At 62.1% G+C, this 16364-nt stretch carries 16 protein-coding genes; 9 read left to right on the top strand and 7 right to left on the bottom strand.

Translation table 11 applies throughout. The annotated features are described in order from the left end of the window. Window positions 1–29 precede the first annotated feature (29 nt). Together fabG and CAURIM_RS10095 are read right to left on the bottom strand one after the other, a co-directional pair. Window positions 30–800, bottom strand: coding sequence for a 3-oxoacyl-ACP reductase FabG (gene fabG, locus CAURIM_RS10100; RefSeq protein ID WP_070525688.1), 771 nt, complete (start codon window positions 798–800; stop codon window positions 30–32). 41 nt (window positions 801–841) lie between these two features. Beyond that, window positions 842–2146 carry an MFS transporter gene (locus CAURIM_RS10095; protein WP_070447798.1) on the bottom strand — a complete coding sequence of 435 codons (1305 nt, stop codon included), beginning with the start codon at window positions 2144–2146 and terminating at the stop codon, window positions 842–844. Window positions 2147–2345: 199 nt separating this feature from the next. On the opposite strand from CAURIM_RS10095, the gene clpX reads away from it, so the two are divergent. Next, window positions 2346–3641, top strand: a complete 1296-nt coding sequence (gene clpX, locus CAURIM_RS10090) for an ATP-dependent Clp protease ATP-binding subunit ClpX (protein ID WP_010190911.1) — start codon at window positions 2346–2348, stop codon at window positions 3639–3641. 265 nt (window positions 3642–3906) lie between these two features. Here the strand turns inward: clpX and CAURIM_RS10085 are convergent, their stop codons facing one another. After that, window positions 3907–4650, bottom strand: coding sequence for a TetR/AcrR family transcriptional regulator (locus tag CAURIM_RS10085; RefSeq protein WP_070447801.1), 744 nt, complete (start codon window positions 4648–4650; stop codon window positions 3907–3909). A 175-nt stretch (window positions 4651–4825) separates the two neighbouring features. Between CAURIM_RS10085 and CAURIM_RS10080 the strand changes: the two genes are divergently transcribed. Next, window positions 4826–5788, top strand: coding sequence for a malate dehydrogenase (locus tag CAURIM_RS10080; RefSeq protein WP_070447804.1), 963 nt, complete (start codon window positions 4826–4828; stop codon window positions 5786–5788). Here the strand turns inward: CAURIM_RS10080 and panC are convergent. Next, entirely contained in the window at window positions 5785–6606 is an 822-nt protein-coding gene (gene panC / locus CAURIM_RS10075) for a pantoate--beta-alanine ligase (RefSeq protein WP_201829238.1), read from the bottom strand. The genes CAURIM_RS10080 and panC overlap by 4 nt on opposite strands. A gap of 10 nt (window positions 6607–6616) precedes the next feature. After that, window positions 6617–7438: a 3-methyl-2-oxobutanoate hydroxymethyltransferase gene (gene panB, locus CAURIM_RS10070; RefSeq protein WP_201829240.1), complete on the bottom strand. Its 822-nt coding sequence runs from the start codon at window positions 7436–7438 to the stop codon at window positions 6617–6619. Window positions 7439–7495: 57 nt separating this feature from the next. On the opposite strand from panB, the gene CAURIM_RS10065 reads away from it, so the two are divergent. Genes CAURIM_RS10065 through ndk form a run of 6 tightly spaced genes read left to right on the top strand, consistent with a single transcriptional unit; the run spans window position 7496 to window position 13887 of the window. Further along, entirely contained in the window at window positions 7496–10234 is a 2739-nt protein-coding gene (locus CAURIM_RS10065) for a valine--tRNA ligase (protein ID WP_201829242.1), read from the top strand. Continuing rightward, a complete protein-coding gene (gene folC, locus CAURIM_RS10060; protein WP_290205042.1) occupies window positions 10234–11763 on the top strand; it encodes a bifunctional tetrahydrofolate synthase/dihydrofolate synthase in 1530 nt (509 codons plus the stop codon). The genes CAURIM_RS10065 and folC overlap by 1 nt, the downstream gene beginning before the upstream one ends. Further along, on the top strand, window positions 11760–12206 hold the full coding sequence (locus CAURIM_RS10055) for a DUF4233 domain-containing protein (RefSeq protein ID WP_070447819.1): 447 nt from the start codon (window positions 11760–11762) through the stop codon (window positions 12204–12206). The genes folC and CAURIM_RS10055 overlap by 4 nt, the downstream gene beginning before the upstream one ends. 9 nt (window positions 12207–12215) lie before the next feature. Continuing rightward, complete coding sequence (locus CAURIM_RS10050) at window positions 12216–13100, top strand: alpha/beta hydrolase (protein WP_236659393.1); 885 nt, start codon at window positions 12216–12218, stop codon at window positions 13098–13100. 5 nt (window positions 13101–13105) lie between these two features. Further along, on the top strand, window positions 13106–13417 hold the full coding sequence (locus tag CAURIM_RS10045; RefSeq protein WP_070711118.1) for a hypothetical protein: 312 nt from the start codon (window positions 13106–13108) through the stop codon (window positions 13415–13417). A 59-nt stretch (window positions 13418–13476) separates the two neighbouring features. After that, window positions 13477–13887 carry a nucleoside-diphosphate kinase gene (gene ndk / locus CAURIM_RS10040; protein ID WP_039676402.1) on the top strand — a complete coding sequence of 137 codons (411 nt, stop codon included), beginning with the start codon at window positions 13477–13479 and terminating at the stop codon, window positions 13885–13887. A 136-nt stretch (window positions 13888–14023) separates the two neighbouring features. Here ndk and CAURIM_RS10035 read toward each other — a convergent pair whose 3' ends face one another. Next, window positions 14024–14374, bottom strand: a complete 351-nt coding sequence (locus CAURIM_RS10035; protein ID WP_201829244.1) for an ArsR/SmtB family transcription factor — start codon at window positions 14372–14374, stop codon at window positions 14024–14026. Between the two features lie 113 nt (window positions 14375–14487). Here CAURIM_RS10035 and arsB point away from each other — a divergent pair, with 113 nt between their 5' ends. Beyond that, window positions 14488–15552 (top strand): ACR3 family arsenite efflux transporter, encoded by a 1065-nt coding sequence (gene arsB / locus CAURIM_RS10030; protein WP_201829246.1) that lies wholly within the window; start codon window positions 14488–14490, stop codon window positions 15550–15552. Here the strand turns inward: arsB and CAURIM_RS10025 are convergent. Further along, on the bottom strand, window positions 15549–16352 hold the full coding sequence (locus CAURIM_RS10025) for a hypothetical protein (protein WP_070711116.1): 804 nt from the start codon (window positions 16350–16352) through the stop codon (window positions 15549–15551). The genes arsB and CAURIM_RS10025 overlap by 4 nt on opposite strands. Between the last annotated feature and the right edge of the window lie 12 nt (window positions 16353–16364).

Here is a 16364-nt window from a genome sequence, read left to right as displayed (position 1 = left end):
TCTAGTAGATAGCGGGGCTTCGGCCATGCTTAGGCTTCGTAGGGCGGCAGGATGGCCTCGGGGGACTCGGGGAGGATCTGGCCGCCGTCAATGATGATGGTCTGGCCCGTTATGTAGCCTGCTTCGCGGGAGGCGAGGAAGGCCGCGGCGTTGCCGATATCGCGCGGGGAACCTAAGCGGTGCATAGGGACGGAGCGTGCCATTTGGTCGAGGTACTCCTGACCCTGGCCCTCCAAACCCTCGGTGAGGATGTTGCCTGGCAGAACACCATTGATGGTGATGCCATCACGGGCAACTTCCAGTGCCGCGGAGCGCATGAAGCCTTGTTGTGCGGCCTTCGAAGCGCCGTAGTGCGCCCAGCCTGGGTAGCCGGTGTGCGAGCCGGTGATAGACGTCGTGATGACGATGCGCCCGTAGCCCGCTTTCTTCATGTAGGGCAGTGCTTCCTGCACCACGGTGAACGTGCCGTGCGTGTTGATGGCGAACATGGCGTCCCATTGCTCGTCGGTTATGTCCTCGAGCGGGCAGTTGGGGAAGACACCGGCGTTGGAACAGACGATGTCGATGCGGCCATAGCGCTTGACGACGTCCCTGTAGAGGTTGCGGACGGAGTCGCGCGAGGTGACGTCGACAAGCAGGGCGTCCGCCCCGAGTTCTTCGGCAGTCTTCTGCGCGGCCTCGAGGTTGAGGTCAGCGATGACGACGGTCGCGCCGGCTTCGCGTAGAGCGCTGACGATGCCGCGGCCGATTCCGGCGGCGCCGCCGGTGACGATGGCAACGTGGTCCTGAAGATTAAACATGTGCTGCTCCTAAGCGGTTGGGGCTGTGTGCCCCCTCCAGCCTAGGCCGCCACGGTCTGGGGTGCTGTCTGCTTGGTGGTTGCCGTGTAGGCGCGCACACCGATGAGGGAGACTCCGGCCAACACAGCGGTAGCGCCGGCGAGGGTGTAGAGCCCCGTTGGGGTCCAGCCGCTTTCGAGCAGATAGCCCGCCAGGATGGGAGCGAGGGTAGCGCCCACGCGAGCGATGCCGATGGCAGCGCCCGTACCCGTGGTGCGCAGTGCTGAGGGGTAAGCCTCCGGGGTGACGGTGTAGAGGCCGGAGATGCAGGCGTTGAGGGTAAGGCCTACGCCGACTCCGAGGGCAAACATGAGGGAAGGCACGGCGGTGGAGTTAATGAAGCCGACGAGGACGACGGAGGAGATGAGGCAGAAGACGATGAGCAGGGGGCGGGCGTCGATGCGCGTGGTGAACAGGCCGAAGAGGATGGCGCCGATAGCACCGCCGAAGGAAAGCATGATGCCGCCGATGATGCCCTGCTGGGCGGTAAGGCCCTCGGCGGTAAGAAGCTTCGGGGTCCACTGTGAGGTGAAGTTGTAGGCAAACATGATGAAGCTGAAGGCCAGCCAGAGCTTGATGGAGGTGCGCAGGAACTGCGGCGAGACGAGGTCCTTGTAGGAGGCCTTGTGGCTGGTGCGCGGGCGGACGCTGACCTCTCCCGTGAGGCCGAGTTTGGCGGTGATGGTGCGCACCGTGTCCATGCGGCCACGGGCGGCGAGGAAGTCTGCGGACTCGGGGACGAAAGTAACCGTGAGGATAAGGGCGGCAACTGTGAGTGCTGCGCCAACCCAGAATATGGGCTGCCAGGTATCGAAGGAGGAGGCGACAACGCCGCAGAAGGAGGCACCGAGGCCATAGCCGGAGGCGTAGATGGCGACGGCCAGGCCGCGGAAGCGCAAGTTGGAGTACTCGCTGACGAGCACGGTGACACAGACAAGGACGCCGCCGACGCCAATGCCGGTGATGAGGCGGCACAGCAACAGCAGGCTAAATGTAGGCGCGAGGGCGGTGAGCACGAGGCCGACGAGGTCAATGACGAGCGAGACCGTGATGAGGGTGGTGCGTCCAAGGCGGTCAGCCAACGGGGCGAGGAAGAGCGAGCCAAGGCCGATGCCGATGAGGGCGGAGGACAGGAGCCAGCCAAGGGAAGAATCGGACAGCGCGAACTCTTCGCTGACGGTGCCGGCGCCGAAGGCCATGGCCACCATGTCATAGCCGTCGAGTGCATTGAGGAAGAGGGCAATGGCGATGATGAGCCATTGGCGTGCGCCCATGGGGGAGCGGTCGATGAGTTCGCGGATGTCCATGAAAATCTTTCTGCTGATAGAGCGGTTTCGATGTAAGTTAGTGAACCGCTCTGTCTATGTCCACTAACTGCCGTTTTAAATTCAAGGGCGCGCCGCTGAGTGAGGAATAGCGCTCGAGTCTGAGTGGTTTACTAGAGTGGAACAAACTGCGGTAAAATCGCCCCACCATAACCCCAGAGAAAAGAGTTGAAAGGCCTTCATGGCACGTATGCAAGAAAGCGCTGACCTGCTCAAGTGTTCCTTCTGTGGAAAGAGTCAGAAGCAGGTGAAGAAGCTTATCGCCGGCGGCGGCGTCTACATCTGTGACGAGTGCATCGAGCTCTGCAACGAAATCATCGAGGAGGAGCTCGGCGCGGCTCAGGCCGAGGCGGACGAAGAGAAGGAGATGCGCCTTCCGCGTCCTTCGGAGATTTCGGCTTTTCTGGATAAGTACGTCATTGGCCAGGACCAGGCCAAGCGCGTGTTGTCGGTGGCTGTGTACAACCACTACAAGCGCATCAAGGCTGAGGAGGCCGCGGGCCTGGAGGGCCGCCGGAAGAAGGCGCAGGATGAAGAAGTTGAGATTTCTAAGTCCAACATCCTGATGCTGGGCCCGACGGGATCCGGTAAAACCTACTTGGCGCAGACCTTGGCGCGTTTGTTGGACGTCCCCTTCGCCATCGCGGATGCCACGAGCCTGACCGAGGCTGGCTACGTGGGCGAGGACGTCGAGAACATCCTGCTCAAGCTGCTGCAGGCTGCGGACTTTGATGTGGAACGCGCGCAGCACGGCATCATCTACGTCGATGAGGTGGACAAGATCTCCCGCAAGTCGGAGAATCCATCGATTACCCGCGATGTGTCCGGTGAAGGCGTCCAGCAGGCGCTGCTGAAGATCCTTGAAGGAACCGTGGCGGCGATCCCGCCGCAGGGTGGGCGCAAGCACCCGAATCAGGAATTCATCCAGTTGGATACGACGAACATCCTTTTCATCGTGGCCGGTGCTTTTGCGGGCTTGGATAAGGTGATTTCGGAGCGCGTGGGCAAGAAGGGCGTGGGCTTTGGCGCCAAGCTGGAAACTAAGGATGAGAAGGAATCAGTCGACTTCTTCTCCCAGGTGCGTCCGGAGGACCTGGTGAAGTTCGGCCTCATCCCCGAGTTCATCGGCCGCCTGCCGGTGGTTGCCACGGTGGATAACCTGGACCGCGAATCGCTAGTTAAGGTGCTCGTGGAGCCGAAGAACTCGCTGGTCAAGCAATACCAGCGCCTGTTCAGCATGGATGGTGCGGAGCTGCACTTCGAGGATGAGGCGCTGGAGGCAATCGCCGAGCTCGCGCTCGAGCGCAAGACCGGTGCCCGCGGCCTGCGTGCCATCATGGAGGAGCTGCTCGTGCCCATCATGTATGACCTCCCAGACCGCGAGGACATCGCCAGCGTCCACATCACGCAGGACTGCGTGACCGACGGCGGCGAGCCGGAGTTCGTGTACTCGGATGAGGCGAAGGAATCCGCCTAAACGGCATCTCTTAAAAGGCATCTTCAAGGTTGAAGATGCCTTTTGTGCTGTCTACATGGCGTTTTCAGGTCTAAAAACGCCTTCTGTCAGATGCCATCTGTCTGTTGGGGCAAAGGAACCAGATGAATGGGACCATGTAGCTGTGGAGTGAGATTGTGACCTGGGCTTGTGCTCAGGCCGGCGCGCAGATGGTTCCTTTACTTTGGTTTCTTTGCTCGCGCGATGCTGGGGAGAGGGCTCTAATCGTAGAGTCCCCGCCGGCGCGTCATTCGTAGAGGCTCGCTGACGCGTCGCCCTCGTCCTCGGTGGAGTAGACATCCAAGGGCGCGGACTCAGCATCGAGCTCGGTTTCGTTCTGGGTGAGGTAGGACTCGAAGCCGATGTCCGGGATGTTCGCCGTAAGGAAAGCCAGCACAGCATCGACCGCCATGCGGTGCAGCCCCTCAGTGTTGTTGTGGGTGTACATGTTGATGTCGAGCAGGTTGCTCATCATCGCGTGATTCGTCACCCGGTACATCGAGAGCGCAGAAATCAGCGTGAAAATATCGTTGGCGGAAATTCCCGGGCGGAACGCGCCGGAATCTTGGCCCAGCATGAGCAGCCTGTCGAGGTGGAGGGAGATCTCGGACACGTCGACAAGCGCCTGCGAGGACTCCAGCACACTGTGGGAGGACTCCATCGTTAGCATCCGGATGGCTTCGGGGTTATTCACATGTTGGCGGAACAACCAATCCACCAAGGTGCGCACGCCCTCGACTGGGACAGCAGAATTGATCTCGAGGCTGCCCTCTGGCGGGTTGAGGCGCCGCGCTGCCGCTGCCAAGGCTTGCTGGTAGAGCCCCTTCTTATCCCCGAAGTAGTAGTGGATCATGCGCTTGGACATCCCAGACAGCTTCGATACGGTCTCGAGCTTGGTTTCGGCATAACCATGCTCCGAAAACTCCGATATCGCAACATCGATCACGTGCTCAACAGAGCCGGAGTCGACCGATGAAGTCTCAGTGCTCATGGAAGGTCCCGTCTAGTCGATGGATATGCGTACAGTTGTCCACTATGCCGAAAAAAGACGGCCGTGGAGCTCAAGTACAAAGAACTCGCATCTTTCGGGGGTAAAATCACACCCCACGGGGGCGAAAAACGGGACTAGGGTGGGAAGGTGAATACCCAGCCGAAAGGACTCGCACATGACTGCATCGAAACCCGTCAAGATCACCGTGACCGGCGCCGCCGGCAACATCGCCTACTCTCTGCTGTGGCGCATCGCTGCGGGTGATGTCTATGGCAAGGACACCCCGGTGGAGCTGGCTTTGCTGGAAATCCCGGACGCCGTGGGCGCCGCTGAAGGCGTGGCCATGGAGCTCAATGACTCTGCTTTCCCCCTCCTGCGCGGCATTACCGTCACCGATGATCCGAACGTGGCCTTCAAGGACACCAAGGCTGCTTTCCTCGTCGGTTCCCGCCCGCGCAGCAAGGGCATGGAGCGCGCCGACCTGCTGGAAGCCAACGGTGCCATTTTCACGGTCCAGGGCAAGGCGCTGAACGACGTCGCTGCGCGCGATGTCCGCGTCCTCGTCGTGGGTAACCCGGCCAACACTAACGCTTATATTGCGGCGAACAGCGCACCGGACCTGGACCCGAGCCAGTTCACCGCGCTCATGCGCCTGGACCACAACCGCACCCAGAGCCAAGTCTCCCTCAAGACGGGAGTGCCTACCGCGGAGCTGACCAAAGTTGCCGTGTGGGGCAATCACTCTGCCTCCCAGTTCCCGGACCTGACCTTCTCCAACGCCGAGGTGGATGAGGATTGGTACAAGGAAGAGATGATTCCGAAGGTGGCCAAGCGCGGCGCCGAGATCATCGCCGTACGCGGTAAGTCTTCAGCTGCCTCCGCAGCCTCTGCCGCGGTGGATCACATGCACGATTGGATCCACGGCACCGAGGACTGGCGTACCGCAGCCGTCGTCTCCGATGGCTCCTATGGCGTGGACGAGGGCCTCGTCTCAGGTTTCCCCACCGTCGCCCGCGACGGCAAGTGGGAAATCGTGCAAGGCCTCGAGCTCAACGATTTCCAGAAGGAACGCATCGAGGCCTCGGTTCAAGAGCTGCGTGAGGAGCGCGAGGCCGTAGCCCACCTGCTCAAGGACTAAGACTCAAGCACTAAGTTATCGATGAGCCGCACCGGCCCCACCTGCGCTGCAACCAGCGCCAGGGCGGGCCGGTGTTGTGCATCAACGGTCTCGAGCGTGGCTGGATCCACCACGGTGAGGTAGTCCACGGTGACGCCGGGGGAGGAGGCGAGCTGCGCGCTCGCCTCGTCCAGGGATGCACCATCCCGCAGTGCGAAGAGAGCCTGAGACAGCGCCACGGCTTGCTCTCGCTCGACAGGGCTCAGGCGAGAGTTGCGGCTGGACTCGGCCACGCCGTCCGCCGCGCGGACGATGGGCGCGCTGATGATGTCGAGTGGCAGGTCGAGGTCCGCCACTAAGCGCCGAATGATGGCCACCTGCTGGGCATCCTTCTGCCCGAAGTAGGCGCGGTCGGGGCGCACGAGAGTGAATAGCTTGCTCACCACAGTGGCCACGCCGTCGAAATGGCCGGGGCGCGAAGCGCCTTCCAAGACCGAGCCCATCTCACCCGTGCGCACCCACACCCGCGGGGTGCCACCCGGGTACATCTCCTCCACGGTGGGAGCGAAAACCGCATCCACGCCTAGAGAATCGAGGAGTGCTGCATCCGCGTCGAGGTCGCGCGGGTAGGCGCGGTAGTCCTCGCAATCGCCGAGGTCGGTGAATTGGAGGGGATTGACAAAGACCGAGCACACCACGGTGTCATTCTCCTCGCGGGCGCGGCGCACGAGTGAAGCGTGGCCTCCGTGTAGCGCGCCCATCGTGGGTACCAAGCCCACGGTGCCGGATGCGGCCGCGCGGAAGGCGCGGAGTTCAGATTTAGTTGTAAGGATCTGCATGGCCCAAACTTTAGTCCTCGAAGGATTCCTCGGCGTTGGGGAAGGAGCGCTCGCCCACATCGGCCACGTAATTCTTCGCACCCTTCAGCAGCGCGCCGCGCAGGTCTGCGTAGCGGCGCACGAAGCGCGGCGCCTTGGGTCCGCCCAGCCCGAAGGCATCGGTCCACACCAGGATCTGGCCGTCGGTCTGCGCGCCGGCACCGATGCCGATGGTGGGGATGGGCAGTTCCTTGGTCACCTCCTCAGCCAACGCAGCTGGGACCATCTCCAGTACCACGGCGAAGGCGCCGGCGTCGGCAAGCGCGCGGGCGTCCTCGTGCAGCTTCTCCGCACCGGCACCGCGGCCCTGGACCACGAAGCCGCCCAAGGCGTGAACCTGTTGGGGCGTGAATCCGATGTGGGCGCAGACGGGGATGCCTGCGGCGGCAAGCGCGGCGACGATGGGCGCGCGCTCCGCACCGCCCTCGAGCTTCACGGCCTGCGCGCCGGTTTCCTTCATGACGCGCACGGCAGACTCCAGTGCCTGGGTGGGGTCGGCCTCATAGGAACCGAAGGGCAAGTCCACCACCACGAAGGCGCGGGAGGTAGCTGAAACCACGGCGCGGGCCAGCGGAATCATTTCATCGAGGGTAAGCGAGAGCGTGGTTTCGCGGCCCAGGACCACATTGGCCAGGGAATCGCCGACGAGCAGGAGATCCACCCCGGCTTCATCGAAGATCTCGGCGGTCATGCAGTCATAGCTCGTCAGGCACGCAAAGGCCTGAGAGTTCTCTTTGGCTTGAGCAAAGAAGCGGGTGCGGAGACGGGCGCGGTGGCCAGGATTGTGAGACATGCTCTTACTCTAGACAGGGCGCTAGTGCTAGTTGACGTACAGGGTAGAGTTGGCCAGGTGACTGATCAGAATAAAGAGCAACTCGTTGGCACCAACCGCGCGGACCAGCTTCCCAAGTCCTGGGAGCCGCAGGCAGTAGAAAAAGACCTCTACGAAGGCTGGGTAAACGCCGGTTACTTCACCCCGGATGCGTCCTCGCAAGCCGAGCCTTATTCCATCGTGCTGCCGCCGCCGAACGTCACCGGCCAGCTGCACATGGGCCACGCCCTGGACCACACTCTGATCGATTCCATCATTCGCCGCAAGCGCATGCAGGGCTATGCCACCCTGTGGCTGCCGGGCGCTGACCACGCCGGTATCGCTACCCAGACCAAGGTGGAGGCTCGCCTGCGTGAGCAGGAGGGCAAGAAGCGCTGGGATTATGAGCGCGAAGAATTCATCAACAAGGTCTGGGAATGGAAGGAAGAGTTCGGCGGCACCATCCAAAACCAGATGCGTGCCATCGGTGACTCGGTGGATTGGTCCCGCGAGCGCTTCACGCTGGATGATGGCCTCTCCCGCGCCGTCCAGACCATCTTCAAGACTCTCTACGACGAGGGCATGATCTACCAGGCCAACCGCCTGGTCAACTGGTCCCCGGTCCTGGAGACCGCCGTCTCCGACATTGAGGTGGTGTACAAGGACGTCGAGGGTGAGCTTGTCTCCATTCGCTATGGCTCGCTGAACGACGATGAACCCCACCTCATTGTGGCCACCACCCGTGTGGAGACGATGCTGGGCGATGTCGCCATTGCCGTCCACCCCGAGGACGAGCGCTACGCCCACCTGGTGGGCCAGGAACTGCCACACCCCTTCCGCGATGACCTGAGCCTGAAGATCATTGCCGATGACTACGTGGACATGGAATTCGGTACTGGTGCAGTGAAGATCACGCCGGCACACGATCCGAATGACTATGCCATGGGCCTGCGCCACGAGCTTGACATGCCCACCATCATGGACACCACCGGACACATCGCGAATACCGGCACGAAGTTTGACGGCCTGACCCGCGAAGAGGCCCGCGTAGAGATCCGTGAGGCGCTGCGCGAACAGGGCCGCATTGTCAAGGAGATCCGCCCCTACGTCCACTCCGTGGGCCACTCGGAGCGCTCCGGCGAGCCGATTGAGCCGCGCCTGAGCCTGCAGTGGTTTGTGGCCGTGGAGAAGATGGCGAAGATGTCCGGCGACGCCGTCCGCGAGGGCGATACCACCATCCACCCGAAGTCCCTGGAGCCGCGCTACTTCGAGTGGGTCGATGACATGCACGACTGGTGCATCTCCCGCCAGCTGTGGTGGGGCCACCGTATCCCCATTTGGTACGGGCCAGAGGGCGAGGACGACCAGCGCGACATCATCTGCCTTGGTCCCGACGAGGAAGCGCCGGAAGGCTACGTCCAGGACCCGGACGTTCTGGACACCTGGTTCTCCTCTGCGCTGTGGCCTTTCTCCACGATGGGCTGGCCGGAAAAGACCGCCGATCTGGAGAAGTTCTTCCCCACGAACGTGCTGGTTACCGCCTATGACATCCTCTTCTTCTGGGTCGCACGCATGATGATGTTCGGCACCTTTGCCGGCGCGCACACCCCGGAGGTGCTCGGCGAAGGCAAGGATGGCCGCCCGCAGGTGCCGTTCACGGATATTTACCTCCATGGTCTCGTGCGCGATGAGCAGGGCCGCAAGATGTCGAAGTCCCTGGGCAACGGCATCGACCCGATGGATTGGGTGCGCGACTATGGTGCGGACGCGCTGCGTTTCACCCTGGCCCGCGGTGCCAACCCGGGCGTGGACCTGCCGCTGGCAGTCGACGCTGCCGCCGCCGGACGTAACTTCGCCACCAAGCTCTTTAACGCCACCAAGTTCGCGCTCATGAACGGCGCGGGCGTGGCGGAGCTGCCGGCACGCGACGCGCTGACCGACGCCGACCGCTGGATCCTCGACCGTTCCGAGGAGGTCCGCGCCAAGGTCGACGCCTACCTGGATGACTACCAGTTCGCCAAGGCCAATGAGCTGCTCTACCACTTCGTGTGGGATGAGCTGTGTGACTGGTACCTGGAGATTGCCAAGACCCAGATCCCGCGCGACTTCGATGCGGCGAGCGCCGAGGAGCAGGCCACCGGACGCACCACTCAGATCGTTCTGGGCCGCGTTCTTGACCTGGTTCTGCGTTTGCTGCACCCGACCATGCCTTTCGTCACCGAGGTCCTGTGGAAGGCTCTGACTGGCGGGGAGACCATCGTCACCGCGCAGTGGCCTACCCAGGAGCACACCAACGGTGGCGCGGAGAAGGATGAGGTGGCTGCCCGCCGCATTCAGGATGCCGACAAGCTCATCACCGAGCTGCGCCGTTTCCGCTCCGATCAGGGCGTCAAGCCTTCTCAGAAGGTCCCGGGACGCCTCGACTTCGCCGCGGCTGACCTGCAAGAGCAGGAGGGACTCATCCGCAACCTGGCTAATACCACGGAACCGGGCGAGGACTTCACCGCGTCTGCTTCCATCGAGGTGCGTCTGTCCCAGGCCACCGTTGAGGTCACCTTGGATACCTCCGGTGCCGTCGACGTCGCCGCTGAGCGCAAGCGCCTGGAGAAGGATCTGGCCAAGGCCCAGAAGGAACTGGACCAGACCGGCAAGAAGTTGGGTAACGAGGCCTTCCTGTCCAAGGCACCGGAGGCAGTCGTGGAGAAGATCCGCGTGCGTCAGCAGGTGGCCCAGGAGGAGGTCGAGCGCATCACCGCACGTCTGGAGGGACTCAAGTAGTGGCGGAGGAGAAGAACCGCGAGGAATTTGAGGTCGTCGATGCCCTCGCGGAGGGCACCGATGGTGGGCCGGTGGAAATCACCGACTCCGGCCTGACCCTCAACCTCGGTGGCGAGGAGGATTACGAGGAGGCCGCCCCGGAGCAGGCCACGCCGGAAGAGCTCGCGGAGCTGGCCGAGGTCACCGCGGAGCTCAACGCCCGCGCCCCAGAGACCATCATCGAGCCGAGCCTCGAGCGCATCGAGATGCTCATGGATCTCTTGGGTAACCCGGAGCGTTCCTTCCACGTCATCCAGGTCGCTGGCACCAACGGTAAGTCCTCGACCGCCCGCATGATTGATTCGCTGCTGCGCGCCTTCCACCGCCGCGTTGGCCTGGTGACCAGCCCGCACCTGCAGCTGGTCACCGAGCGCATCGGCATCGACGGCCACCCCATCCACCCGCGCGACTTCGTGCGCATCTGGCGTGAAATCAAGCCCTATGTGGAGATGGTGGATTCCCGCTCCGACATTCCCATGTCCACCTTCGAAGTGCTTGTTGCCATCTCTTACGCAGCCTTTGCCGATGCCCCCATCGACGTCGCCGTTGTCGAGGTCGGCCTCGGCGGCACGTGGGATGCCACGAATGTGGTCAATGCTGAGGTAGCCGTGGTCATGCCGGTAGGCCTCGACCACACGGACTACCTCGGGGATACCATTACGGAGATTGCTGGTGAGAAGGCCGGCATCATCAAGGCCCGCGAGCACGATGCCGAGGACGTGCTCACGCCAGGGGAGAACATCGCCATCGTTGCTGAACAAGACCCCGAGGCGATGCGCGTTATCCTGCAGCGCACGGTAGACGTCGGCGCCGGCGTGGCCCGCGCGGGCTCCGAATTTGCTGCACTGGAATCGCGCATCGCAGTGGGCGGCCAGCAGCTGACCATCCAGGGCCTGGGTGGGATGTACGAAGACATCTTCCTGCCGCTGCACGGCGAGCACCAAGCCAAGAACGCGGCCGTGGCTTTGGCCGCGGTGGAGGCCTTCTTCGGGGCGTCGGCAGGCCACCCGCTCGACATTGCTTCAGTGCGCACCGGCTTTGCCAAAGCCATTTCTCCCGGCCGTTTGGAGCGCGTGCGCACCAGCCCCACGACCTTCCTTGACGCCTGCCACAACCCACACGGCGCTAAGGCTTTGGCTGCAGCCCTCGACCGCGACTTCGACTTCGCGCGCCTCATCGGCGTGGTGTCCATCTTCACGGACAAGGATGCAACCGGCATCCTCACCGCCCTGGAGGCTGTGCTCACGGAGATCGTCATTACTCAGAACACCTCCCCGCGCGCCCGCGATGCCTATGAGCTGGCGGAGCTGGCCCGCGATATCTTCGGCGAAGAGCGCGTGTATGTCGAGCCCGACCTCCCTAGTGCCTATACTCAGGCCGTCGAATTGGCGGAGGATGCCGACGTGCAGTCCGGTTCCGGCATCGTGATCACTGGTTCGGTCGTCACTGCCGGTGACGCCCGCGCACTCTTTGGAAAGGAACCCGCATGAGCCCCCGTAAACCCGTCCCCGAGGAGGAGATTGGTCCGCTTGGCTTGGGCCAGGCACCGGCCAAGGATCCCCTCAAGCAATTCGGCGGCATGGTGGTGGCGAGCTCCCTCACAATGGAGCTGATCACCCTGGTCCTCGCACTGCCGATGCTATACAAGCTTTATGACGGCACCCTGTGGACCCCGTTCAACTATGGCGTGGTCATTGGTTTTATGGTGTTGCTCCTGGCGTCTTTCCCCTTCATGAATAAGCCGTGGATCGTCGGGGTACAGATTGTCCTCCACGTCATCGGTATCGTGCTCGGTTTTATGGTCCACTGGTCTGTGGCGACTATCTTCATCATCTTCGCCCTGCTCTGGGCGCTCGCGGCCTATATGCGCTCGGTGATCGTCGCCCGCATGGAGCGCGGCTACCTCACCACGCAGCACCTGACTGAGAAGTAGGTCGCTGCGGTGTACATCCGTCCGGAGCTGCGCGCGGGAGCGACGTTCATGTCGCTATTCGATCCGACTAATCCGCTCATCCGCCGTGCCGGGCGCATCGTGCCAGCGCTGTGGCCGGCACCTTTAATCCAGGGCGTGCGCACGCGGCGGGTGAAGAACACCGAAATCCACGCGACCATCTATAGCCCGGAGAACCCGCGCGGCGCGGTGCTGTGGATCCACGGGGGCGGTCTGCTCATGGGACATCCGCGCCAGGACGTCAAGCACCTCAAGGAGACCGCCGCAGAGGTTGGAGTCACCGTCGTCGCGCCGCATTACCGCTTCGCCCCGGAGAACCCTTTTCCGGCTGCGCTTGATGACGTCCACGCGGCCCACCACTGGCTCCTCACGCATGCGGAAGAGCTGGGAATCAGCCCGGATCGGATTGTTATCGCCGGCCAAAGCGCCGGGGGAGGGCTGGCTGCCGCGTTGTGCCAGCGCCTCCACGATGAAGGCGGGGTTCAACCAGCGGGGCAGTGGTTGTTTTGCCCGATGCTCGATGACCGCACAGCATCCACCGACCGCAACCCCATCTGGGACGCAGATTCCAACGCGCAGGCGTGGCGCTTCTACGTCGATGGAAACCCGGAAGCACCCTATGCCGTGCCCGGCCGCCGCACGGATCTGTCGGGGCTACCGCCGGCGTGGCTCTACGCGGGTAGCAGCGAGCTTTTCTACGGCGAGATTATGGATTACGCCGAGCGCCTGAAAACTGCTGGTGTGCCAACACAGTGCGAGGTTGTAGAAGGCGGCGTGCATGCCTTCGAGTTGTGGGCTCCCCATACCGCGGCGGCAAAGCGCCTGCTCATGCGCTCTCGCGTTTGGCTGCAGTCGACACTCAACGCGCTAGACTAACGGGCATGCTCTTTCTGCTCTACGGTCTTTCCGCACTGCTGTGCATCGCCGCGCTCGTGGCCAAGCTGTATTTCGGTGGCTTCGCGTTCCCGCTCGCACTGCTGATTCCGGCCTTCGTCTTCCTCGTCGTCGGTATGCTCAAGCAGCAGCGCGATGAGCGGCCGGTGGAGTTTGCGGATCTGGAAGAGTGGCACCGCGAGGAGCTAAAAAGCCTGCTGGAGAGCGGTCAATACGGCACGGCCGTGCGTCAAGTGCAGTTGTGGTTTCGCGGAACGAGCCATGAGCGCGCGGAAGAAATCGTGCAACACCTCACGTAACGCTTAGAATTAGCCCCACTGTCAGGACGCGGGAGCACCTGTTCTGTACTATGTGCCCTATGACTGAACGTACACTCATTCTCATCAAGCCGGATGGCGTCAAGAACGGCCACGTGGGCGAGATCATCTCTCGCATCGAGCGCAAGGGCCTGAAGCTCGTCGCCATGGATCTGCGCGTCGCCGACGAGGAGACCGCTAAGAAGCACTACGCCGAGCACGAGGACAAGCCTTTCTTCGGCGAGCTCGTTGACTTCATCACCTCTGCACCGTTGGTTGCTGGCATCGTCGAGGGCGAGTCCGCTATCGCCGCATGGCGTCAGCTGGCCGGTGGCACCCACCCGGTGGAGAAGGCCACCCCGGGCACCATCCGCGGTGACTTCGCTCTGACCGTTGGCGAGAACGTCGTCCACGGTTCCGACTCCCCGGAGTCCGCTGAGCGTGAGATCTCCATCTGGTTCCCGAACCTCTAAAGAAGTTCATCGCGCCTAGCGCGCAATAAAGCCCGAGCAGTTCACAAAGATGAGTGAACTGCTCGGGCTTTTGTCATTTCTGGCCCTTAGCCCGAACCCGTCCTGTGTGCTCGAGCGCAGATAATCTGGGCGCGGCTTAGTCGAACGAGAGCAGCGTGCGCAATGCCATAAAGGCGTCTTTGTGCACCTGGTGGGTGACGGTGCGGCCGCGTTGCTGTCTGGATAGCAAGCCGGCCTCCCGCAGGCGCGCTAGGTGGTGGGAGACCGTGGGCTGGCTCAGCGCAGTGAGCTCGGTGAGTTCCGTGACGCTCATGGGGCCACAGCCTTCATCGCACAGGATGGACAAAAGACGCAGGCGTGCTGGGTCTGCCAGCACTTTGAATTGCTGCGAAAAATGCCTCGCCTCGGCGTCGTTGAGCGGGCCCGTGCTTAAGGAGCAACACTCAGTGCCGCGCGCGCTGGTCTCGGGCGTGGAAGAGGAAGCCATGCGATCAGTATAGGGGTTATTCCTGCGCCCTACGTTATATTGACGCATATCAATACGTGCTGTACATTGCATGTTTGTATCGTGCTCTGTTCAACGTTGAAGGAGGGGGAGACATGGCTGTGCCGCAGCGCCCGACGTTGTCTTTTCTTGATCGGTTTCTACCCGTGTGGATCATTCTGGCGATGGCCGCCGGACTGCTCATTGGCCACCTCATTCCCGGGATTGGCCAAGCCTTGGGCGCCGTTGAAGTCGGCGGGATTTCCATCCCGATCGCCATTGGCCTCCTCGTCATGATGTACCCACCCTTGGCCAAGGTTCGTTACGAGAAGACCAAGGAAATTGCCACGGATGGCCGCCTCATGGCAGTATCGCTCGTCCTCAACTGGCTGGTGGGGCCGGCGTTTATGTTTACTCTGGCGTGGCTGTTCTTGGCGGACCAGTCGGAGCTGCGGACCGGCCTCATCATTGTGGGGCTTGCGCGCTGTATTGCCATGGTGCTTGTGTGGTCGGACCTCTCGTGCGCTGACCGCGAGGCAACGGCTGTGCTTGTCGCCCTGAACTCCATCTTCCAGGTCGCTATGTTTGGTGTTCTGGGCTGGTTCTACCTTCGCGTTCTCCCCGGATGGCTGGGCCTGGACACGATGAGCGCTGACTTTTCCTTCTGGGCCATTGTTAAGTCCGTACTTGTCTTCTTGGGCATACCGTTCCTGTTGGGTGCGCTGTCTCGCGTGTGGGGCGAAAAGGTAAAAGGACGGGAATGGTTTGAGAACCGCTTCCTCCCAGCCGTATCGCCCCTGGCCATGATTGGTCTGTTGTACACAATTGTGTTGCTCTTTTCCCTGCAGGGCGAGCACATTGTGGAGCAGCCAGCAACGGTAGCGCGCGTGGCTGTGCCGCTGGTTATCTACTTCGTGGGCATGTTTGTGCTGTCGCTGGTAGTGGCAAAGGCCGTTGGCATGAATTACGCGCAGTCTGCCAGCGTGGCGTTCACTGCAGCAGGAAATAACTTTGAACTAGCCATTGCAGTATCCATCGGCACCTTCGGAGCGATGTCTGCTCAAGCCCTTGCCGGAACGATTGGTCCCCTTGTTGAGATTCCAGTCCTCGTTGGTCTGGTTTATTTCATGCTGTGGATTGGCCCGAAACTCTTCCCGGGAGATGCCACTCTTCCGCGCTAGCGTGTGCGTGCAGCGTCCATGCTGCGCACGCCGGATTCGGTCAGAGTGATGTTAAAGGTCCGCTCACCACTCCACTTGATGAGACCAGGCAGCTTCACCACGCCGGCCGCTTCGAGTTCACGGAGTTCTTCTTCGAGCCCCTCCTCGTAGCCGATCAGCCGCCCCAGCTCAGAGATGGAGGTGGTATTGCCAGTGACTGCACCGGCGGCGACCAGCCCGCTGAGGACTTCCGGGTGAGTTTCTACTGCGGTGATGCTCGCTTGAGTGACGCCTTCGAGGCTTCCTTGTTCGGTGATGGCCTCGATGCGGCGCTTGCCAACGCGAAAAGAGGTCGTGCCGAAGGCACGGCCGCCGAAGATGAACGCGGGGATGGAGAAGGCGGTAAGTCCAGCGGCGATAAGGATGGGGTTGGGTGAGGTATCGCCGATAATCCCGGTGGACTTAATTCCCTCAGTGATGAGAGGGGAGAAGATAGCAAGCACCGGTAGAAAGTAGGCGAGAAGAGGGTAATCGCCCGCCCGGTACTCTTCTTGCGCAGCTTGGACGAATTTTGGCTTGCTGCGAATGATGCGGATGGCGCCGTAGAGCATCACCATGATGAGCACCGCATAGACAGGGACCGCATAAGGGAAAGGAAAATCGACGACGCGAAGGCCGGAGGCGATGCCCGCCGGTACAGCAACTGTGATGATATCCCGCAGCGCAATCTCGTTGCGGGCGCGCGCCTGCGCCACGGTGCGTGGCGCCTGTTTAGGTAATTTCCGTTCTGCCGGTGTGTTCGTGGGCGCGCTGTCGGACATAGCGGCGATACT

This window comes from Corynebacterium aurimucosum (assembly GCF_030408555.1).
GTDB lineage: Bacteria > Actinomycetota > Actinomycetes > Mycobacteriales > Mycobacteriaceae > Corynebacterium > Corynebacterium aurimucosum.
This window is presented reverse-complemented; position numbering and strand designations above follow the sequence as displayed.